Source organism: Exiguobacterium acetylicum (genome assembly GCF_022170825.1).
GTDB lineage: Bacteria > Bacillota > Bacilli > Exiguobacteriales > Exiguobacteriaceae > Exiguobacterium_A > Exiguobacterium_A acetylicum_B.
The window spans coordinates 2,748,112-2,771,037 of record NZ_CP081878.1; the positions used below are offsets into that span (position 1 = coordinate 2,748,112).

19 protein-coding genes are annotated in these 22,926 nt (G+C 35.1%); 2 read left to right on the forward strand and 17 right to left on the reverse strand.

The genetic code is table 11. The features are described 5' to 3' along the window. Positions 1-157: 157 nt before the first annotated feature. Positions 158-2,569, reverse strand: a complete 2,412-nt coding sequence (locus K6T22_RS14315; protein ID WP_238237931.1) for a hypothetical protein — start codon at positions 2,567-2,569, stop codon at positions 158-160. 319 nt (positions 2,570-2,888) lie between these two features. Between K6T22_RS14315 and K6T22_RS14320 the strand changes: the two genes are divergently transcribed. Further along, positions 2,889-4,952: an immunoglobulin-like domain-containing protein gene (locus K6T22_RS14320; RefSeq protein WP_238237933.1), complete on the forward strand. Its 2,064-nt coding sequence runs from the start codon at positions 2,889-2,891 to the stop codon at positions 4,950-4,952. A gap of 89 nt (positions 4,953-5,041) precedes the next feature. Here K6T22_RS14320 and K6T22_RS14325 read toward each other — a convergent pair whose 3' ends face one another. The 16 genes from K6T22_RS14325 to K6T22_RS14400 all read right to left on the reverse strand — a co-directional run bounded on the left by K6T22_RS14325 (position 5,042) and on the right by K6T22_RS14400 (position 21,558). Beyond that, positions 5,042-6,208: a nucleotide sugar dehydrogenase gene (locus tag K6T22_RS14325; protein ID WP_238237935.1), complete on the reverse strand. Its 1,167-nt coding sequence runs from the start codon at positions 6,206-6,208 to the stop codon at positions 5,042-5,044. Positions 6,209-6,222: 14 nt separating this feature from the next. After that, entirely contained in the window at positions 6,223-7,245 is a 1,023-nt protein-coding gene (locus K6T22_RS14330; protein ID WP_238237936.1) for an NAD-dependent epimerase, read from the reverse strand. 1 nt (position 7,246) lies between these two features. Further along, a complete protein-coding gene (locus K6T22_RS14335; RefSeq protein ID WP_238237937.1) occupies positions 7,247-8,749 on the reverse strand; it encodes a lipopolysaccharide biosynthesis protein in 1,503 nt (500 codons plus the stop codon). Then, entirely contained in the window at positions 8,749-9,864 is a 1,116-nt protein-coding gene (locus K6T22_RS14340; protein ID WP_238237938.1) for a polysaccharide pyruvyl transferase family protein, read from the reverse strand. The genes K6T22_RS14335 and K6T22_RS14340 overlap by 1 nt, the downstream gene beginning before the upstream one ends. Then, positions 9,818-11,065 (reverse strand): O-antigen ligase family protein, encoded by a 1,248-nt coding sequence (locus K6T22_RS14345; protein ID WP_238237939.1) that lies wholly within the window; start codon positions 11,063-11,065, stop codon positions 9,818-9,820. The genes K6T22_RS14340 and K6T22_RS14345 overlap by 47 nt, the downstream gene beginning before the upstream one ends. Then, on the reverse strand, positions 11,052-12,194 hold the full coding sequence (locus K6T22_RS14350) for a glycosyltransferase (protein ID WP_238237940.1): 1,143 nt from the start codon (positions 12,192-12,194) through the stop codon (positions 11,052-11,054). Before K6T22_RS14350 ends, K6T22_RS14345 begins: the two co-directional genes overlap by 14 nt. 9 nt (positions 12,195-12,203) lie before the next feature. Beyond that, a complete protein-coding gene (locus tag K6T22_RS14355) occupies positions 12,204-13,118 on the reverse strand; it encodes a glycosyltransferase family 2 protein (protein ID WP_238237941.1) in 915 nt (304 codons plus the stop codon). After that, positions 13,111-14,019 (reverse strand): ATP-grasp fold amidoligase family protein, encoded by a 909-nt coding sequence (locus K6T22_RS14360; RefSeq protein WP_238237942.1) that lies wholly within the window; start codon positions 14,017-14,019, stop codon positions 13,111-13,113. Before K6T22_RS14360 ends, K6T22_RS14355 begins: the two co-directional genes overlap by 8 nt. Beyond that, entirely contained in the window at positions 14,003-14,860 is an 858-nt protein-coding gene (locus K6T22_RS14365) for a glycosyltransferase (RefSeq protein WP_238237943.1), read from the reverse strand. Before K6T22_RS14365 ends, K6T22_RS14360 begins: the two co-directional genes overlap by 17 nt. Beyond that, positions 14,861-15,727 carry an NAD-dependent epimerase/dehydratase family protein gene (locus K6T22_RS14370; RefSeq protein ID WP_238237944.1) on the reverse strand — a complete coding sequence of 289 codons (867 nt, stop codon included), beginning with the start codon at positions 15,725-15,727 and terminating at the stop codon, positions 14,861-14,863. It lies immediately after the preceding gene. A 10-nt stretch (positions 15,728-15,737) separates the two neighbouring features. Further along, a complete protein-coding gene (locus K6T22_RS14375) occupies positions 15,738-16,364 on the reverse strand; it encodes a sugar transferase (protein WP_238237946.1) in 627 nt (208 codons plus the stop codon). 19 nt (positions 16,365-16,383) lie between these two features. Continuing rightward, positions 16,384-18,234 carry a polysaccharide biosynthesis protein gene (locus K6T22_RS14380; protein ID WP_238237947.1) on the reverse strand — a complete coding sequence of 617 codons (1,851 nt, stop codon included), beginning with the start codon at positions 18,232-18,234 and terminating at the stop codon, positions 16,384-16,386. 36 nt (positions 18,235-18,270) lie between these two features. Beyond that, positions 18,271-19,161 (reverse strand): UTP--glucose-1-phosphate uridylyltransferase GalU, encoded by an 891-nt coding sequence (galU, locus tag K6T22_RS14385; RefSeq protein WP_238240136.1) that lies wholly within the window; start codon positions 19,159-19,161, stop codon positions 18,271-18,273. 195 nt (positions 19,162-19,356) lie between these two features. Next, positions 19,357-20,121 carry a tyrosine-protein phosphatase gene (locus tag K6T22_RS14390; RefSeq protein WP_056064297.1) on the reverse strand — a complete coding sequence of 255 codons (765 nt, stop codon included), beginning with the start codon at positions 20,119-20,121 and terminating at the stop codon, positions 19,357-19,359. 11 nt (positions 20,122-20,132) lie between these two features. Further along, entirely contained in the window at positions 20,133-20,831 is a 699-nt protein-coding gene (locus K6T22_RS14395) for a CpsD/CapB family tyrosine-protein kinase (RefSeq protein WP_056064294.1), read from the reverse strand. Then, positions 20,824-21,558, reverse strand: coding sequence for a YveK family protein (locus tag K6T22_RS14400; RefSeq protein WP_056064290.1), 735 nt, complete (start codon positions 21,556-21,558; stop codon positions 20,824-20,826). The genes K6T22_RS14395 and K6T22_RS14400 overlap by 8 nt, the downstream gene beginning before the upstream one ends. A gap of 199 nt (positions 21,559-21,757) precedes the next feature. On the opposite strand from K6T22_RS14400, the gene K6T22_RS14405 reads away from it, so the two are divergent. Next, entirely contained in the window at positions 21,758-22,903 is a 1,146-nt protein-coding gene (locus tag K6T22_RS14405) for a hypothetical protein (protein ID WP_238237948.1), read from the forward strand. The last annotated feature ends 23 nt before the right edge of the window (positions 22,904-22,926 follow it).

Below are 22,926 nucleotides of genomic sequence, written 5' to 3' on the forward strand. Positions count from 1 at the left end.
CCTTCTGGAATCATAAAGTTGACGCCAAAAGCGATGATTTTCCCAATGAAAGGTAAATACCATGTGAGAAGTGCTAATAAAATAATAAATCCATAATAAATTGGTATGAATATGAACATATCGAAGATTTCCTACTTTCAGATATTAATGAATTTCATTATTTTCGGGTGAATACCTTCTCGATAATCGTTTTCTTCTTATCTACATCATTTCTTATAACTATTTTGATGGATTTTGTTCCCTTTTTTAATTGATTTTTTAGCTTCAATTTAAAAGTACCGTCTTTCAAAGGCTTAACAGTGTACTTGTAATCGTTAGCGATAATTTCAAAAGGATTTTTGTTTGACGTTTTTCCTTTGATGTATGTATCACCAATGTATATTTTCTGCACTTTAATACTTGGAAAGTCTGTATTTGTGACTTTAAAAGACACCCATGAAGACACTTGTTGGCTAACATTTGTAGCCCTCACCATAATTTTATCAATTTTATTTTCTTTATATGTGCTTTGATGTTTAGGCGAATAAATGAATGTTAAATACTTCACAGGAGATATCGACTTTTCTGAAATCATTTTATTTCCCGAAAAATACTTAAGTTCTATTTTCTTCAACCGATCGTCTGATAATAAATTGATAGCCGGATCTGAGTCGGCAATATACTTTGAGTCTAGCTGCATAATCGGTGATGTTTTATCACCAATCGTTTGATAATAGTAGTCCTTTTTTAATTTATCCTTGCTCGTTATATTCGAAGTAATATTTGCGCTGTAGTCAATTTGAAAACTTGTCTTTTTATCTAATACTATTTTGAAATTTCCCTTTTTGTCTGATGTAGTATTAAATGTTCTCTGCATCACGTAAGATGATTCACGACTTCGAAAAACTGGTAAGGTAAGTGCTACACTCGAAAGAGGCTCTGTTCGTCCAACTAACGTCGTCGCGTCACTTTTTTTCAGGTCGAATTCTGGTTTTATGATACGTTTAAAAATACCTTTGTGAACACTTGCATTCGGATCATCTTGTTTTTTATACAGTGTCAAGGTGTATCTGTCACCATCATCTATAGTTTCAATAGTTATACTTTTTAATTCTTCCATCCACTGATCAAACTTCAAATGTTCAATATTCCATTCTCCATTTGGTTTTTCAATCAATAGTTCGCCCATCAAATGCGCATCTTTTCCGTACATAGGATTATCAATGACTAAGTCACCATTGTAAGCTTTTAAGACAGGTTTCGGAATTTTTCGATCATCTGAAACATCAAGATACTTTATTGGCTTATAAATAGTACCTTTGTATTTTAAGGAAATTTGATAATTTAAATTGTAGGCTTTCGGAAGACTCAATTTAACAATCCCTTTGTCATCTGAATTGAAACCCAATGACAATCCATTACTCGCTTCAATCTTAAATTCTTTATTTGGTAAAGTCTGACCAATCAACTCTGCGTTTCCTGAAGATAACGGTATATTTAATGATAGTGGAAACTCGTTTTCATTAAACTCTGTGTCAAAAAATCGCGAAACTGAGGACCCATTTGGAAGAGTCATCGTTAGTTCATGTGTTGGATTTTCTGACAATGATAGTGTACAAGTAAATGTTCCTGAAGAATCCATCGTTGGACAAAGTTGTTGATCTAACATAACTTGAGCATCTTTAAAGGTCTTTACTAAAACTGAGTTATCGGAGACATTGTGCGAAAAATATACGGGTTTAGTTTCTTCAGGTTTAAATGAAGGGATCTTGATTTTTTGAGTATATAACGGAATCGAAGATCGACCATCCTGTACAGTTAAATTTGTACCGTCCGACACATCAGAAGAAGATAGTGAAATGTTGGCATCCACTTTACCAGTTTGATCAACGTCTATCCATCCGCGAATTTCTCCATCATCATTCAGTACTTTCAGTTGTGCATATGGCCAAGCGACACCCTTTATTCGCGAACCTTCCAAATCAAAAGAATTAATTTTCAATTGTTCAAAGTCATTTACTTGTTTAACGACAACTTTACTTTTTTTCCCGAACTCTTGTGAGTCATCTTGTGCAAAAAACTTTAGTTCCGCTGATTTATTTTTGGTTACGCGTAGAGTTTCTACTCCAGAATATGTTTTCCCTTCGTAAATTACATAGATGCGAACTGAAGGCCGGCTTTCAAATACAAACTGATTATCTTGAATACCTAGATAAGAAGGTGGTGCAATTTCGTTAATGCCTACTTTATCTGTTTGAACGTCAATAGCTGAATAAGTTATTGTCTTTTGCTCATAACCATCCTTATCTTTCTGGAATAAAACGATGGATTCATTCCCAGCAGCTTGTTTCAACGGAAATGAGAATACACCTTTAGAATTACTTTTTACCGTGTATAATTGATTCTTAAACTGAAGATGTGCTTCCTGATTAGGTTGAAGTTTCCCGTGAATTACCTGATCTTTTTGTTGAAAAGGATCAACCGATGTGTGAGCCTCTGCTGCATTCACGTTTATATGTAGATATGCCAAGGCAATACATACTCCAAATATAACTCCTACATATCTAATAATTTTTAGTGCACAATTCATGTTCTATATCCTCCATAAGTAAAATAACTTCCCTTTAATATATTAAAATATTTTTATAAAATTGACCTTTTTATGTAAAAAATGGTTCCTCTTCATAACACGTTGGAACAAAGCGAAAACTCCAATCATAGTTTGTCTAATCAATAATAACGATACTAGCGTTGTCGCTTTTTTCTATGTTCGATTCAAAATCCGATGGATTTTATGCGTCAACTACACCTTATAGTGATAAACCTATATATTTTTATTTATAGAATTTTTTTACATAAGTGGTATAATATAATCGTTTCACAAAAATGATTTTTTAGGAGAGATTTGATTGAAGGTAAATATCAAAAATTATTTTATCACGACTTGTCTTTTGGCAATTTGTTCGTCTATTCCAACTACGGCATTTGCAGCTTCAGACACAGTTAAGCCGTCTATTTCCGGTGCGACGAATACAACGGTTTATCTTGGAGCTTCTTTTAATACTCTAGCTGGTGTCACTGCAAAAGATAACATTGATGGAAACATTACAAAAAAGATTAAAGTTTCCGGCTCGGTCAATGTCAAGAAAACCGGTACTTATAAACTGACGTACACTGTTTCGGATAAAGCGAAAAATAAAAGAGTCGTCACTCGTGCAGTCAAAGTGAAAAAAGATACTGTGAACCCCTCTATTTCCGGTGCTACTAATAAGACGATTTATATTGGTTCTTCTTTTAATAATTTGACTGGCATCGTCGCTAAAGATAATGCCGATGGAGTCATCACGAAAAACATTAAGGTTTCGGGTAAGGTGAACACTAAAAAAACTGGTACTTATAAGCTGATCTATACCGTTTTAGACAAGGCTAAAAATAAAACAACTGTTACTCGTACGATCATCGTAAAAAAAGATACTACCAAACCCGTAATTTCGGGTGCCTCCAATAAAAAAATCTATGTGAACTCTAGTTTCAATGCTTTGACTGGCATTATCGCAAAAGATAATGTCGACGGAAATATCACGCAAAATATCAAGGTTTCGGGTAAGGTGAACACTAAAAAAACTGGAATTTACAAGCTGACTTACACCGTGTCCGATAAGGCAAAAAACAAAACGGTTGTCACGCGTACGATTACAATCATTGATAATATTAAGCCGATAATTTCTGGCGCTAAAGATGTTCAAATTAACTTTGGAGATAAATTTAATGCTTTAACAGGTGTTTCTGCGTCTGACAACAATGATGGAAATATTACCTCATCCATTCGAATTACTGGTTCAGTTAATGTCAATAAAGCTGGAACATACGTTCTAACATATAAGGTTAGTGATAAATCCGGAAACGTTACTTCCATCAAACGTAAAGTAACAGTAATCGATAAAATCCTTCCTGTTTTTTCAGGAATCAAAGATATTCAAATCAATTTCGGTCAGGAATTTAATCCGTTAACAGGTATTTCCGCATCTGATAATAGCGATGGTGATATCACGTCAACCATTCAAGTTAGCGGTTCAGTTGATGTTAATAAAGCCGGAACGTATTCCTTAACATATTCCGTTACCGATCAATCTGGAAATATTGTTTCTACAACACGTACAGTGATTGTCATTGATAATATTAAACCCGTCATTTCCGGAGCAACGGATGTAGTGGCAGGTTTGAACACAACTTTTAATCCACTTGAAGGTGTCTCAGTTTCTGATAATAATGATGGAGACCTTACGGAGGAGATAAAAACGACTGGTTCGGTAGACACTTCAGTTGAAGGCGACTACTTTGTTACTTATAGTGTCTCAGACAAGTCGGGAAATAGCATGGAAATTAAACGTAAAGTCACGGTCAAAAAAATTTCAGTGTCCGCTATCGAGATTGCAAATCTTAACACTATGAAAACGGATAAAACACAACAGTTGACTGCTACCATCTACCCAAGCGATGCGACATATCAGAAAGTGACTTGGACTAGTTCAAATGAATTGATTGCTAAAGTGGATGAAGATGGTTTATTAACGACATTATCCGAGGGAACTGTTACCATTACCGCAATAGCTGACGGAATCACTACATCAAAAACACTCATCGTTTCCGATCAACCTAATGTATCTATGAACGCGTATGGCTCTGTCATTATCAACAATCTTATTCAAGGTTTATCCATTAATTTATACAACTACGAACCGAAGGAACAAGTATTTATCGAAAAAATTGAAATCTACGAGAATGGTTCTTTATTTACATCATACTCTCCGGAGGCCCTTCAAAATTCAGGAATCGATACAGTAATTAATCCCTATTCCAACTGGGGAATTAGCATCAATTTCAGATTTGGTCTTTGGCAAAATCAAAGCAAAGTCGTCGTAACAGTCAGAACTGAAAATGATAAATTATATAAATACACTAAAGATCTATAAGTAGATTGTTTATCCATATGCTCCAAACAAAGAGAGCCACTATTATTCGAACTAACTTCGAATAATAGTGGCTCTCTTTCTGTTCCTAATTAATCACGACTATATAAATCTCGCGTATAAACTTTCTCTTCCACATCACCTAGCTCCGGATGCATTCGGTTCGAAAGGATAATATCTGATTCTTGTTTGAACGCTTCCAAATCACGAATGACACGTGAATTGTAGAACGTATCTTCCGTCAAGACCGGCTCGAAAACAGTGACTTCGATTCCTTTTGCCTTGATCCGCTTCATAATTCCTTGGATCGATGACGCACGGAAGTTATCCGAATCCGTCTTCATCGTCAGGCGATAGACACCTACGACTTTTGGATTTTGTCTGATAATCGTATCCGCAATGTAGTCTTTACGTGTCCGGTTTGCTTCGACGATTGCGCCAATGATGTTATTTGGGACATCCTCATAGTTCGCAAGCAACTGCTTCGTATCTTTCGGCAAGCAGTATCCACCGTAACCGAACGATGGATTATTGTAATGGCTACCGATACGGCTATCGAGACCAACACCTTCGATGATTTGTTTAGAATCTAGGCTTCTGACTTCTGCATATGTATCGAGTTCGTTAAAGAAGGCGACACGCATTGCAAGATAGGTGTTCGAGAAGAGCTTGATCGCTTCTGCTTCCGTCGAGTCAGTCAATAAGACAGGAACGTCTTTCTTCACTGCTCCTTGTAGTAACAAGTCTGCGAACTGCTGCGCACGCTCTGAACGTTCCCCAACAACAATTCGTGATGGGTAAAGGTTGTCGTGTAACGCTTGACCTTCACGCAAGAACTCTGGTGAGAAGACGATGTTCGGTGTATCAAACTTTTCTTTTAATTCTTGTGTATAACCGACTGGTACCGTCGACTTGATGATCATCGTCGCATCTGGATTAATCGCAAGGACTGTCGCAACAACGCTCTCAACCGTACGTGTATTGAAGTAGTTCCGTGTTGGATCATAATCTGTCGGCGTTGCGATGACGACGAATTCTGCTTCTTTGTAAGCTTCGAAGTTGTCTGTCGTAGCGTGTAAGTTCAATTCCTTATGTTGAAGGAAGTTTTCAATTTCTGCGTCAACGATTGGTGATTTACGGTTGTTGACCATTTCGACTCGTTCTTTAATAATATCAATCGATGTAACTTCATTATGTTGTGCGAGTAATACGGCCATTGATAGACCAACGTATCCTGTTCCTGCTACTGTGATTTTCAAGTGTCTCATCCTCTTCAGTCTGTAATATTATAGTATTCTTTATACCAATCGACGAACTTCCCAAGCCCTTCTTCAATACTCGTGCTCGGTTTAAAGTCGATGTCTCGCTCTAGTTCTGAGACATCGGCATACGTACGCAAAACATCACCTGGTTGCATCTCCATGTATTGCTTATTCGCTTCCTTACCGATCTTCTCTTCTAAGACATTGATGAATTTCATAAGCTGGACCGGTTGGTTATTTCCGATATTATAGACACGATATGGAGCAAAGCTTGCACCTAATTCATCTGTGCTCTCATCCCACTCTGGGTTCGGTTCCGGGGCACGTGGAATCAGTTTGACGATTCCCTCGACGATGTCATCAATGTAAGTAAAATCGCGCTCCATCTTCCCGTGATTGAAAACTTTAATCGGATTGCCTTCGATAATGTCTTTCGTGAACGAGAAATATGCCATGTCTGGTCGTCCCCATGGACCGTAGACGGTAAAGAAGCGTAAACCTGTCGTAGGGATACCATATAAATGACTATATGTATGCGCCATCAATTCATTTGATTTCTTTGTGGCTGCATAAAGACTGACTGGGTGATCAACATTATGATTCGTTGAGAAAGGTGCTACCTTGTTCCCACCGTACACTGAGCTAGAAGACGCGTATAAGAGATGCTTCACAGGATAATTACGACATGCCTCTAAAATATTTAAAAACCCTGTTAGATTTGAATCTAGATAAGCATATGGATTTTCAATTGAATAACGAACACCGGCTTGAGCTGCCAAATTGATAACTATATTGGGCTTATATTTGTTGAATATAGATTCAACTTCATCTTTATTTTCTAAACTAAGTTCATAAAATTTTACTTTCTTAACTGAGATAAGCTGTTTTTTCCTATCGTTTTTTAAGTTCAATGAATAATAATTATTCATATCATCTATAACAATTATATTATCTACATCTTTTTTTAAGATTAATGTGTTTACTAAATGAAAACCTATAAAACCAGCTCCACCAGTAATTAAAATATTATTCATATTAAACAACCTTCTTCTTTTTACGTTTTATTTTGCTCTGATTTAAAATAAACTGAACGAATTCATTTTTTTGATTTAACTTATAATAAGTAAAGTACATAAGAATTACAAAAAATAGTATTATAGTCAACTTCAAAAACATTTCAACTAAGTTATTAAAGAAATCATTGTATATTTCAAAATTAATAAATTTATTAAGTATCGGCATTAGAGTACCTAATAATAATAACAATCCACTCAGTAACAAAAATAGATTCTTAAACAAGTAAATGTAGTCAAATTTTATTATCTTCCAAATTAGTATAATCATTAGAATATAATTTAGCGTTATAGCTATTGTAGTTGAAATAGCAACTCCAACTATTCCCCACTGACTTCCAATAAGTGCACCCGTAAAGACCGCAATAGCATATACAACTTGAACCCAAAGTCTTTTATAAACAGCGCCTAGCGCTCGTACAGCGGTATCTGAAATTTTATACCCAACTCTAAAAAACAAACCTCCCATTAAAATTTGAAAAGGTAATACTACGTTATCCCATCTCTCACCTAAAAATAAGTGTATTAGCTCTTTTGAACAAATAATACTAATAAGCATAATAGGTAAAGATATTACTCCATAAATCAGCATAAAGTTTGTATAAATGTATCCCAGCTTTTTATTATCAGTTTGTAACTTAGACATCAAAGGAAATGTTACTTTATCCATTATTGTTCCAAGAATGTTTGTTGGTAGCATTAATAGTTGATAGGATCTACTATAATATCCAAGAGCACTTGTTCCTAAATACTTACTAACAACAAAATTATCTGCTTGGTTAGCGATATTGTTAAATATTCTAGATAAAGTAAAGCCTAGACCAAAATATGATAAATTTTTTGCAGATTCTAAACTAATATCAATTTTTTTCAGAGTAGGTTTTTTCAAGAGAAACGAAATACTTCGAATAGTACTTTGAAGCAATTGCGCATAAATTATTGACCATACACCAAAATCTAATAATGCTAACACAATTGAAGCTATACTATAAATTGTTAAAGAAATAATATTAACATTTGCGATATATCTAAAATCCATTTCTTTTTGTACTAAGCTTTCAGAAACTATAGATATACTATTAATTAGAAAAATAATTGATAAAATTTTTAAATAAATCGGATTTTCTATATTTACAAATCCAGAAATTTGGCTAGAAAGCATAAATAATATTAAAAATAGGATTCCTCCAAAAATTACATTAATTAAATTTCCTGTAGAAATATCTTTATTAGATACTTCTTTTTTTTGAATTATTGCAGGACCAACGCCTGCAGTAGAAAAAATTTCAGCAAAACTGATAATGATTTGAGTTGCAGCCACAATTCCAAATTCTTTAGGTGTTAAAAATCTAGATAGAACAGCAATTGTAATCAATTTCATTAATGTACTTGAAAACGTAGATAAACCTATCCAAAAGAATCCTTTATACGTTTTGTTTCTCAAACTCAAACTATCTTTCCCCATTACTTTATTAAAAATCCTTTTAGTAATTCTTTATTCTCTAATGATTTTCTGTACAATTCTTTTCGTTCAACATCATAAGTATTTTTATACTCTCTTTTCCAATTATCATCTAATGTGTTATTAAGTAATTCGTACACTTGATTAGATTTGATATTGTTTATGTCTAAACAAAGATCATCTCTTTTAATTTGTCTGTAAAATCTCTTCGTTTTTGAATGATACGGAATCGCAATAGGTATTGAACCCAAGGCGTATGAGACAATACCCACATGAAGTTTGTTTGTAAGGACTACATCTAAACTAGATAACATGGCTGTTGTTTCCCATATTTCTTTGTGTCTAAAAATTGTATATCCATTTTTTAAGTTTTCGCTTAAATACTTCACAGCATCATTTTGCGCTTTGTTATCATTATCAATAATTAAAACAGCATGAATGTCTGAACGAGAGTTTAAAAATAATAATACGTCCTTAAAAAGATTTTCTAGTGAATTTCTATTTTGTTCAGTCTTACTGATTCCTATATGAATTCCATATTTTAAATTTTCGTTAATTGATTTAATTGTAGTCGGGAGATTATCAAAAGCAGTTTCAGGCAGAGCATCCTTAGTTAGAGAAAGTGCTACATCAGCAGTAACATTTATCTTAGAATCATCTATTCCTATTTTTTTCAAGTATGTTTTTGACTCTTCATCTCGAACTGCAATTAATTTTGCACGGTTACATATTTTTTTAACTTTTCTTTTTGTAAAAATATTTGTAATTTCTCCTACACCAGTTCCTACTATTGCTAAATCTTTATTGTTTTTAAAACCAGTATCAGCAACTTGTACATGTTTTTTAAAAAATGAAAATCCCCATCGCCATTTTTGAGTAGGTGGTTCTCCTAAATAACCACCAGCTCCGTAAACTATTTGTCCACTTTTTTCAATCGATTCAATACCTTTCAGAGAAGAAACTTCAATCTGTTCTCTGTATACTTGTGTAGCAAATGGTAATGCCACATCACCTTTAGTAATTTCTTTGATCCATGAAGTCTGAATTGCTAATATTAAGACATCTCCAAAATTATTTGGATGATATGCTCCATGTAAAGTCGTTAAATTCATTTTCATTATTATTACTTTCCCCATTCTTTATTTTTTTTAATTTTGAATCGTATCTTATTAGATGAATTATTATTAGCCCTTGCCAAAAAAACTTAAATTCCATTATTTCATTACCAAACCCAAACATAATTAAGAAAACTACAATAAATCCATATGTGTATATTTCATTATTGTGAGATTTAATCATATTTCTTAAGGCAAATAATAATACAAAATAAAACGAGATTAAAAGTAAAATTCCTACTATACCTGTTTCCATAAAGGTAGATACATACACACTGTGTGCTTTTCGAGCATATTCTTCTCTAAAACTTAAAAAGCCAGTTCCTAAAATAAAATTGGGATGAGAAAATGCATTTTCCCATATATCACTTCTCCCCGTAGTTGCACTGTCTAAGTTTCCGGAAAATAAATCATTTATTCGATTTAAGCTACTAAAGTTTATATTAAAATTCTCTAACACTTTGTTTAAAATATAATATCCAAGTCCGAAAAATATAAATAACTTAAAAAAATTAGTGACTATTTTTTTAAAATCCAATCTTTGTGAACTTTGATGTTGATTAAATATTTTAAGGAACAAAATAAAAAATAGCGCTACCGTAATTGCAATAAACGATGTTTTACTCTGCAAAAGCAATAATACTAAAGCAAATATCACTAATGACAGTCCACCAAATGTCTTTAGTAACTTATTAGAGTATATTGATAACATCCATATACTTGTTGCGATACCTAGCAAAATAAACCCACTCGCATTATTTGGATTTAAATCACGAGTAGTAGTAGCTAGTCTTGTACCTCCATAACCAATAGTACCTTCAGTTAACAAATAAATGCTCATAATAAGAACACCAATGGTTGAAGAAATAACTAGTACATTAGTTTTTATTTTATAGTTTACAGCTAAATTGACGACTGCAATTGTTGTAGTTAAGTAATAAATGTATGCAGCGATTCTATCCAAAGGATAATTACTATTAATCACCAGCTGCGGAAGGCCTAAACAAGGTATTAAGATCAAAATTAACAATGCTTTAGGCAAATAAATTACTTTTTTTAAAACAAGGTCAAAAATAAAAAATAGAATTATAGGTGCAGAAAAAATAGTTGAAGCACTCATACCTGAAAGTAATCTACCCGTCAAAAAATCAATAGGTACGCATAAACAAAACAAGAATATAACAAGGGTATTAATTTTTCTCATGATTAACTCCTGATAGTTCGTTATACATATTAAAATATTGTTTAGCAACTACATTAACATCGTATTTAGACTCTATTAATTTTCTAGAGTTATTGCCCATTTTATCAATACAATCGGATTTATTAACAAAAAACTGTATAGCATTTTTTATACCTAATATGTCTCCAGGATCAACTATTTTTCCGTTAAAATCATTTTGAACTATGTCCCTACTTCCAGGAATATCTGTGCCTATTAAAGGTAGACCAGAAGAAGATGCTTCAAGCAAAACATTAGGCAATCCTTCTGAATATGAGAGCAATAGAAATACATCAGATCTATTCATGATTTGATCAACATTGTCGACATTTCCAAGATACTTCACTTCAAGATTATTTTTGTTTTCATTTATATCTCTGAGTTTCTTTTCAAAATTTAAATCCTCCAGTAACGGACCACATAAAGTTAAGTTTGCTTTTTTATCTAACTTAATTGTGTTTAATGCTTCAAGTAAATCGTAAATCCCTTTCCTTCTGTTAATTGCACCTACATATAAAAGATCCACACTTTCAGATTCATTTATTTTTGATTCAACATTAAATTTTCTTGTGTCAACCCCATTCGGTATAAACCAAACTTTCGAATTTCCACTAATTGAGTTATTCAATAATTTTTGAATATCAGAACTTATTGCAATTAAATTTGTTGAATGTAATAAAAATCTTTGTCGAAATCTAATCCTTAATTTATTTATCATATTTTTGTTTTTTAACTCTCTACTGCTAAGTTCATCTTGTGCGATTTTTACAATTATAGGCTTGCTTGTTATAATACATCCAACTTTTGTGAAAAAAGCCTCTGGCCCAGCTTTTATACAATGAACTAATGGTATATTTTTTCTGTTTTTAATAATCCAAAGCAGTACTTTTAATGAAAATGAATAAAGGGTCTTTTTATTAGATTTACTGTAATCAAAGCCAAAGGATTTAACAGAAAAATTTTCCCCTTCATAACTTTTACCAAAAGCAGTTAAAATAATAAATTTGCGTTTTTTATCAACATTCTGCATTTCTTTAAGTATTGTAGATAATTGCTTTCCATAACCAGAATAATGCGGAGGGAATTTATAACAAACTATAGGTATCTTCATTTTTTTCTCCTATTTTTGAGTCAATGATCTAATAAATATCTGTAAATCAAAATTGAAAGTCATTATAAAAATATATATAAAATTCTTAAAGGTTTTTTCTTTTTTAAATCCTTCTATACTATATTTAAGAGAATTTTTAATATCACCGTTTTTATTATGTTTGTTGGCTATAAGTTTGTAATGATTAGCTTTTATAAATCGAAGTTCTTTTGATGTTAGCTGTTCGTATTTATTTGAGTATTTATTAAAAATATACTTGAATGCTTCCTTGTATTTATCCGTATCTATTGATATTTGATTAGAACTTGAGCGATTATAATAATTCACTTCAGGCGTTTTAACATAATCAACTAAACATAACTGACAAGACCTAATCCATAAATCATAATCTTGCATAGCTTTAAGGTTTGTATCAAATCCGCCAGCTTGTACAAAAATTTTTTTTCTCATCAAAACAGTTGAAGTAGTGCCAATATAATTCCTGAAAAAAATTTTTTTAGCTAAAGATCCTTTAAATTTAGGGATCGATTTAAATGATATATTTTTTTCTGGATATACTTGATTAATACCTGTATAGACTAAACCTGTACTTTTATTTTTACTCAAAATTTCTAATTGTTTTTGTATTTTTAAACTGTTCCAAGTATCATCATCATCTAAAAACGCAATAATATCGCTTTGAGATTTTTTCACACCAAAATTTCTTGCATAATTTCCACCCTTAGATTTTGGATAGTCAAAATATAAGATTCTGCTATCATTTTGTTGAAGTTTTCTCACTACATCTTGAGTTTTCTCATCTACTCCATCCGATACGACAATTATCTCAATATCTTTTTCAGTTTGAGATGTAACACTTTTAATTGCATCAGCTAACAATTCACTTCTTTTATAGGTAGGTATAATTACCGAAACTTTAGGCATACTTATTTTTCCTCGCTAATTGTTCTATATCGAATTTTTTTCCCAACTCATAGTCGAACTGATCTGGAGTGAACTTTATACAACCGCTCCATGGATAAAATGTCAATTCTCCAATATATAATTTTTTATTAACTTCATAAAAATCAACTCTTACAAACGGAAAATCTTTAGCTAAATTTTGTGATATTGCTATCATTCTTTTTAAATTTTCTGGCTTATCTATTGATGCAGAAGAGTTTGGCTTATCAGTTTTTATATCCTTAAAATCCCATTTTAAATTATAAAAATTTCTTTGATGATTGGTATGTCTAGATACGTCCACCCAAATATATTCAGGTGTACCATTAAAACATAATACTTTATAATCATTTAGACCATTTTTCTTTTGAAAAACGTCTTCGGCAATTAATAATTCTTCAACAATAATTTTTTGAGGTATATTTTTGTACGCCCATTCTCTTCCAATACTTAAAGTGTTTACTTTTTCCCATCCTTTTATCACTTTTTTTAATTCTTCTAAATTTACTTTAGATTTATTCGCTACAAATTCATTAGTACCTGATCCATTATTACATTTAATTGCAAAGGAGTTTGGGAGTGCTTCGAAATCAATTTCATCAACAGAATTAAATGCTGCGTATAATTTCGGAAGATATTCTCCGTAGCCTTTTTTCTCAATATATTGACGCATTAAATATTTGTCAGCGCATTGAGTCATTAAATCATTCTCATAATTTAACTTGTACCAGTGAATTTTTTCAGAAAATCGTTGTGGATCTTGTAAATTAGGTATTCTCCCTACTGATAAAAAATGCTGCATTTTTACAGCTGATTTATCTGGTAACACATCAAACAATGAATATAATTTATTTAACTTTAACTTCTTAATTAGTTTTTTCATACAAATCCTCTTTCACTATATTATTTTTACGCAATAACTTATCAGACACAAAAACCCACAATTTGTATGGTATTATATAAATTATCATTTGTGTTATTAATACATATAGAAAATCGAGGAATGTACAGTGTCCTCTTTTGAAAATTTGCAGTTGTACATCAATATAGCTTTTGCAATAACTCCAGCTTTTTCTTCTTCTGTAATTGTCCCTATTTGAACGAAATAATAGTAGTGATTCTGACAAATTTTCAGCATGATATCCTTTATTAATCATTCTTGAGAACAAATCTAAATCTTGCTTTCGTTTCATTTCACCATAGCCACCGGCAGTTTTAACTGCCGATTTTTTATACATGACAGTTGGATGATTAAAAGGACTTCTTCTTCTCATAAATTTTTTTATTGCTGAATATTCAGTTGGAACTACTCTAGAAGAAATTATTTTGTTTGGATCATCATAAAATTCATCAATCATTGTTCCTAATAATACAAGGTTAGGATTAGAATTGAATTTTTTTAATTGTAGTTCGCAACGATTAGGTAAAGAAATATCATCAGAATCCATTCTTGCAATCAATTCGTATTTACAATATTCAATCCCAATATCCAAGGCTTTACCTAAACCGACATTTTTTTCGAGTGGTATTGATTTAATTATATTAGGATTCTCAATTGATAATTTATTAATGACCATTTTAAGTTGCTTATTCAAAGGACCATCTTCTACAACTATAATTTCTTCTGGGCATACTGTTTGATCAAGCATGCTCTTTAAACTTGATTCTAGATTTTCTGGTGACTCTTTATCATATACTGACATTAGAACACTATACTTTTGCATTTAGATTCTCTTTTCTTTTTCAGTTTCAACAATAGATTCTTTAAAAGTAAAAATATTATAATTATATATTTTTTGCGAACTCATTTTTTTGTCATAGACTAAATCTCCAAAAATTTTTTTATATAATTTACTTTTAGATAAAAAGAAAATTAAAATTTTTGGTGTTTTCACAAAGAATACTTTTTTATTGTGATAACTTGCAATTTCTTTAACTATTTCTGAAGTTTTTACATATTCTTCGTTTTGAGGATATAAAAAACCATCCACTTCATTTATGATTACTTTCGATAAAAATTCGCACAAATTAGATACAAAAATCATACTTCTACTATTTTTTATATCAGGAAATAATAAAGTTTTTTTAGATATTTTTGATAATTTAGAAAAATTACCTTTACAATTAGGTCCATATACCATTGGAGGTCGTATGATTGAAATTTTAAAGTTATGATCTTGTAATTGTAAAAGACCTTCTTCTGCTTTCAACTTACTATCTGAATAATAATTAGACGGATTAGGTATTGTATTCAAATCTATTTTTTTATCTTTATTCGCGTTATAAACAATTATGCTACTAAGAAAAATAAAATGCTTTACACCATCTTTTTTAGCTTTTTGAGCAATTTTTATTGTTAAATCCGTATTTACTTCATAATAAATATTTTTTAAATTTTTATCGTTAGAATTATGTGCGATTCCAGAAACATGAACGATAGATTGAAATTTATTGAAATTTTCCTTTTTCCAACTATCTGTTCTAATACTTAATTTAGTATAAGTGATATCATTACTGTATCTTTCATCAATCCAATTGCTAAGAGCATTACCTATATAACTATTTTCGCCAGTAATCAAAATTGATTTCATTTTTTCTATCTTACTCCTTCGCACTTGCAGCTTCTTTTGATGAAATTGTTCCAGTACCACCTTCAACTACACCATCGCTTTTCAACACACTGAAAATCGTTGCAATGAAACAACGTGTATCCATGATAATCCCCATACGCTTAACATAATCGCCATCTAACTTCGCTTTGATTCCGATTGGTAGTTCATCTCGTCCGTTGATTTGTGCCCACCCTGTTAATCCTGGTAACGTATCATTCGCGCCATACTTATCGCGTTCATCAATCAAATCATATTGATTCCAAAGTGCAGGACGTGGTCCGACAAAGCTCATCTCACCTTTAAGAATATTGAATAGTTGTGGTAATTCATCGAGACTTGTCTTACGTAAGAATTTCCCGACACGTGTAATATAGACATCCGGATCAGCAAGCAAATGAGTCGGCGTATCCTGAGGTGTCTCGATATACATCGTCCGGAACTTCAAAATATTGAAATGACTCTTTTTCAGACCTACCCGTTTTTGTTTGAAGAAGACGGGTCCGCGAGATTCAAATTTGATTGCCCCCATGATGAAGAGGAAAACCGGGATCAACACGATACACGCTACCAGCGCCAAGAAAAACCCTAGCGAACGTTTAAACGCCATATAACTCATTTGCTTTAGCTCCTTATGTTTATACTAATTTTTTTTCTTTCATTGCGACATCGTTGGCGATATCGAGTAATACGTTCCGTAACTGAATCGGATTCAAGTGATGATTTTCGACCATTTGTAGAATTGCTTCTACCGGTTCGACCTGTTTTGTCCGTCCTACGAAAATCTTCGGATAGATTGCTTCCGGATCGACTTCTCCATCTTTCAGCAACTCTTCATACATCTTTTCACCTGGACGAATGCCCGAGAAGACGATTGGCATCTCATCTTCCGTAAACCCACTTAATTCAATCATGTTCTTCGCAAGATCAACGATTTTAACCGGTTCTCCCATATCAAGGACGAAAACTTCTCCCCCATCCGCTAAGATACCCGCTTGAATGACAAGACGGCTTGCTTCTGGAATCGTCATGAAAAAACGCGTCATTTCTGGATGCGTCACGGTGACCGGCCCACCGCCCGCGATCTGTGACTTAAAGAGTGGAATGACCGAGCCGCGGCTTCCTAAAACATTTCCGAATCGGACGACAGCGAATTTCGTTTCACTTCGTTTTCCTAAATCCTGAACGATCATCTCGGCAATTCGCTTCGTCGAACCCATGACGTTCGTCGGGTTGACTGCCTTATCCGTTGAAATCATGACGAACCGCTCGACCTGATGTAAATGAGCAACTTCCGCGACATTTTTCGTTCCATATACATTGTTCTTGACCGACTCATATGGATTTGCTTCCATTAATGGCACATGTTTATGTGCTGCTGCATGGAAGACGACATCTGGTCGATGTTGTGTAAAGATGTCTTCTAATCGCATTCGATCTTGTACATCTGCGATAACCGGTACTAAGTTGATTGATGTCTGCAGAGCACGTAGTTCTCGTTCAATCAAATAAATACTGTTCTCCCCGTGACCGAGCAAGAGAAGCGTCGTTGGATTAAACTGAATGATTTGACGACAGATTTCTGATCCGATTGATCCACCTGCACCTGTAACGAGAACTGTTCGTCCTTCGATTTCTCCTTTAATCCCGGAAATATCCAACTCGACCGGTTCACGTCCAAGTAAATCGGCAATCGAGACGTCCCGAATTGCGTTGACCGAGATTTTTCCGGTGACGAGTTCTTCGATCATCGGCAACGTTTGAACATCCTCGCAAAGCGTTTTCGCTTCCGTGATCAATTCAATCCGCCGTTGTTGCGACAATGAAGGAATCGCTAAGACAATCGCTTCAATTTTGTGTCGCTCGATGACTGCTTTTAAATCGTTCGTCGTACCAGCGACTTCAAGTCCTTGAATCATGAAATGCAGATTCTTTGGATCATCGTCTACGAATGCGACTGGCTTCAGTTCATGGAATGGTGATGCATATAGCTGTCTCACCAATGCTCGACCTGCGCGTCCAGCACCGATGACAAGCGTCCGTTTCCGTGACTTCACCATCCGTCTTGGTAGTGCATATTTGCGCCAGTGCTGACCCACACCAAGTAGCCGTAACGTGACACGAATTGCTCCTAGTAATAAGAGACTGATTATAAAACTCAGAATCGTGATTCGTTCCAATACTTGACCGAACATCGTCACTTGAACCATCACGAGTCCAAGTGAACTAAGAGCGAGTGATAACGATAACGTCATCGCTTCCTGAATACTTGCATACTTCCAATTGACGCGATACAACTTCATCGCAAAAGCAATAATCACGAACAGCACCGCAAAGATAGCCGCTGATTGTAACAAAGAACGACTATCGATGGTTTGGAATAATTCCTTCGGATATAAGAAAAAATAAGCAAATCCCATTGCGATGACGAGTGCGATTGCGTCTAAACAGGCCAGTGTGATCGTTCGGATATAATAATAGATCTTCACTACCTTTGGTCTCCTCTCTCCTGAATCAAAGTATCTTTATACAAGTGAAGATTTCGCTTCATACATAGCTAATAATTCCTTCATCATGGCTGCGACCTCTTCGCTCAAATCCTCACGGTTCAACGCAAATTCAAGTGTCGTTTGGATGAAGCCTAATTTTTCGCCGACATCATAGCGCTTTCCATCAAATTCGTACGCAAAGACACGTTGCATCTCATTCAATCGTGTGATTGCATCCGTCAATTGGATTTCTCCACCTGAACCTTCTTCCTGTGTTTCCAGGTACTTAAAGATTTCTGGTGTCAATAAGTAGCGACCAAGAATCGCTAGATTAGAAGGTGCCGTTCCTGGTGCCGGTTTTTCGACGAATGATTTTACTTTATGTAACTGATTCGAGATGCTTGTTCCTGGATCGACAATCCCATAACGATGCGTATCCTTATCTGCTACCGGTTGCACACCGATGATCGAGCTGTTCGTGATCTCGTATTGCTCAATCAATTGACGCGTACATGGTGTCTCTGCTTGAACGATGTCATCGCCGAGCATGACGACGAATGGTTCATTCCCGACGAATGCTTTCGCCTGCAAGATCGCATCTCCTAGACCTTTAGGTTTTGACTGACGAATGAAATGAATATTGATGTTCGTCGTTGCCTCAACCAGATATAGTAATTCTGATTTATTTTTGGAAATCAGATTCGCCTCAAGCTCAGGAACAGAGTCAAAATGATCTTCAATTGCTCGTTTTCCTTTTCCAGTGATGATCAATATATCTTCAATCCCTGATTCTATAGCTTCTTCAATGATGTACTGAATCGTTGGCTTATCAACGATTGGTAACATTTCTTTTGGCATCGCTTTCGTAGCCGGTAAAAATCGTGTACCTAATCCAGCTGCTGGAATGACTGCCTTTTTTACTTTAATCATGAAAAACACTCCTATCAAATGAATAAATGGCTACCAATTTATTATTAGTATTCCAATCTTTATGTAAAATACAATACCATATACCTATTACATAATTCCATAAACTTTTCCATATATTCATAATGTAAGCGTTAACATAGAAAAAAGAGAGTGTTAATTCACTCTCTTCTCTATTCTTTACAAGTCTTAATGTTACTTCCAGTGCCCTTTCCAATTCTTTTCGATTGGACTTGGTGGATTAATGGTAACCATTTGATTTAAGAATACCGCTTCATTGTTTTCATAGATCTCTTCAAATAACCAATCATCTAGCGTCTTCTCGAGATACGTTTCACACTGCTTCCAATAGAATGGGCGCTTCTCGATATGATGGGCGTCTGAAGCAACAAGGTGCGCTAATCCATTTTCGAGTAGAGCAACTGCAAATCGTTGGACATCTTTTCCGTATTTACCGACCAAGCTTGCACATGTCACTTGGCTGATTGCGCCGTTAGAAACAAGCTCAAACAATAAAGACGGATTTTGAATGATTGCTTTGTTTTTCTCCGGATGCGCAATGATCGGTACAAAACCATCTGAAATCAATTCTGCGAATACCTGTCGAGCATACGACGGAATTCCTGTTGACGGAAACTCAATCAACAGATAACGCGAACCTGAGAGAGGCAAGGCTTTCCCTGCCTCCAGCTCTTCCATCAACTCACCAATCAATCGAATCTCATGACCTGGATAGACAGTTAACGGAATGTTGCGTTGATTTAATAACACATTGAATTCATTGACAGTCAACTTGACATCGACATCTTCTGTCTCAAATTGAGGATGATAGAGATGCGGTGTCGCGATAATACGCGTAATACCCTCTTCGACAGCTTGTTCTGCGAGTTGAAGTGCATGTTCGACACTCGCTGGACCATCATCGACAAGAGGCAGTATATGACAATGTACGTCAATCATGATTAGTTCCCTCACTCATAGGAATAGTAGTATTGATATGCCGAATCATCCGTCAGTTCGCGGCGATTTAATACGACGCCCAGAATTTTAGCTTCCGCTAGTTCCAGTTGTTCTTTTGCTTTCAGAACGCGTTGGCGATCTGATGTCGTACAACCAACGACTAGAACGACACCATCTGTCAGCTTCGATGTAATACGGCTATCCGCCACCTGTAATAAAGGTGGTGCATCGAAGATGATGATCTCGAATTCCTCTCGTAGCTGTGAAACGAGATGTTCCATTGCTCGTGAAGATAATAATTCAGCCGGGTTCGGTGGAATCGGACCTGCTGTCAGGATCGACAGATTCTCAATTTTTGTCGGTAAAATCGCCTTGTCTTTTTCCGCTTGGCGCGTTAGCAGACTAGAAAGCCCTAGTCCATTTGCTACCTTGAACGTGTAATGAACTGTCGGACGACGCATGTCCGTATCAATGATCAAGACTTTTTTACCTTGCTGGGCATAAGCGACCGCTAAGTTCGAAGCAGTCGTCGATTTCCCTTCGCTTTGCGTCGCAGACGTGACGAGAATTGCTTGAATTTCCTGATCGACTGCCATGAACTCGATGTTCGTGCGAATCGTTCGGTATTGCTCGGCTACAGGAGACTTTGGCTGTGTAACAGTAATCAGCTTTCGCGCGTCTTTATTCATCTTGTTGTTTTTCTTAGCCATACTGTTTGACCACCTCTCGCTTACTTGCCTTTTTTGCTGAAGTCTTGAAAATCTTACTATCGATATCCGGGATACTCCCAAGGACCGGGAGATCGAGGATTTGTTGAACTTGCTCTTCTGTCCGAATACGACGATCCAGTACTTCACGCAGGAACGCAAGACCTACACCAAGTAAAAATCCGACGACAGCAGCAATCGCTGTATTCAAAAGAATATTCGGGCTGACCGGTGTCGTTGGAATACCAGATACCGAAAGGACTTTAACGTTATCGACGTTCATTAATTCTGGAATATCTTCACTGAACACATTCGCGATTGAGTTCGCGATATTCGATGCTAATGCCGCATCCGTACTTTGAACAGAAACGTTGATGACCTGAGAGTTTTGTTCACTTTCGACCGTGATCATGTTATTCAATGTCGTTAGATTGGTTGGAGCGTTTGAGACTTCTTTTTGAACCTTCTCTAGAATAGCGGGACTTTTGATGATGACCCGGTATGTATTGACTAATGTGACAGACGACTGGACTTGTGAGGCGTCGATGACTTCATTTTCCTGTTTTTTCGGTGTGACAAGGATTTGTGTACCTGCTTGATACGTTGGATCGACTAAAAAAGTACTGACTGCAAACGAAATGACTGCAGCAACAATCGTTAGCGCAAGGATACGCCAAAACGATTTCCGTAAAATCGAAAACAACTCTTGTAAACTAATCGTTTCATTCATGGCTTGATAATTCTCCTTTATTTTTCTAATTCACTGGCTATTTTTCATCAACTAGAAAATAGTATAACAAATAAATGGGAAATGGTTGATTTTTTTTTAAGAAATTCCATATGTTTTTTTATAAGTTTGCGTATAATGAAAAGTGGATTGTTATTATTTTCATTCATTTCCCTATCCATACACAGGAGGAATCGTTTTTATGCATCGTTCACTACAAGTACTCCAGTACTATACATCTCATTCACAAGAAGACATTTCTCGCTTGCATCAGCGAATTCAATCAAGTCTTTCTTCAACTGAATCGTTGACAGATACGATGATCCGATTGACAGGTAGTGCTCCTCTTGTCCCATTTGAGGAAGATACCGTCACTGCAGCGGAATGGAATGCTTTTCTGCAAGGAAAACATCACGAGGTGCTCGCTGACTTTTTAGCTTTGCTCGTCTCTCGCCCCATCCTTGAAGAAGATGGTCCCGTAATCGCTGAAACAGAAGAACCACTGCCGACTCTGTCACGCAGTTATCGTGAACCGTCAGCTCGACGAAAACGTGATGATTCGAATATTTCTCATACTAAGAAGAGAATTCCTTGGGGATGGCTCGTGTTACTTCTTCTTTGTTTCTTACTTGGCGCTACTGGTACATACGTGTACTCTAATTATTTCGTCGCATCGAAGTCAACTCCTGAATCGACTGTCGAACAGCCTGTCACTGTCAATAAATCCGAGACAAAACAAAAGAAAAAAGAAAAAGCAACTCCAACAGAAGAGGCGACTTCGCTATACATTAATCAACGAAACAGCAATATTTATACAGATGAAAGCATGACGACCGTCTTGTATGAAGCAGATTTTGGCGATCAGTATCCGATCGTGAAGAAATTAGACGGTAACATTCAAGTAAAAGTGACAGATCAATTATCTGGTTATGTTAAAACAGCTGAGACGACAACGAAGTTAACGGGTGATCCGATTACAGACGAAGCATTAGTATCATGGGTAACGAATAATTTAAATACTCAATTCGCCGAAGGATCAATCACGGACCTGATGGGAAAATCGAGTGAAGACCTCACGGCTTCTTTTGGTCCACCGAACCGGACATACCAGGACGATGTACATTCTTATCTTTTCTACGCTACACATTTTTTCATTCTTGATCAAAATCGGGTCGTCGCGATTGATTGGACAGACACATCGATTACGAATGATCAGTTAGCTACTCTCGCTCCCCTACAACTCGAAACAGATACAACCGGACTTGTCACAAGCAATTCCTATCGCCTACAGCGATTCGCAAAGGATGGTACGGTCAGCCGTGTCCGTCTGGCAGAACAATCTTTCTAAATCAAAAGCACCGGATCCGTTAG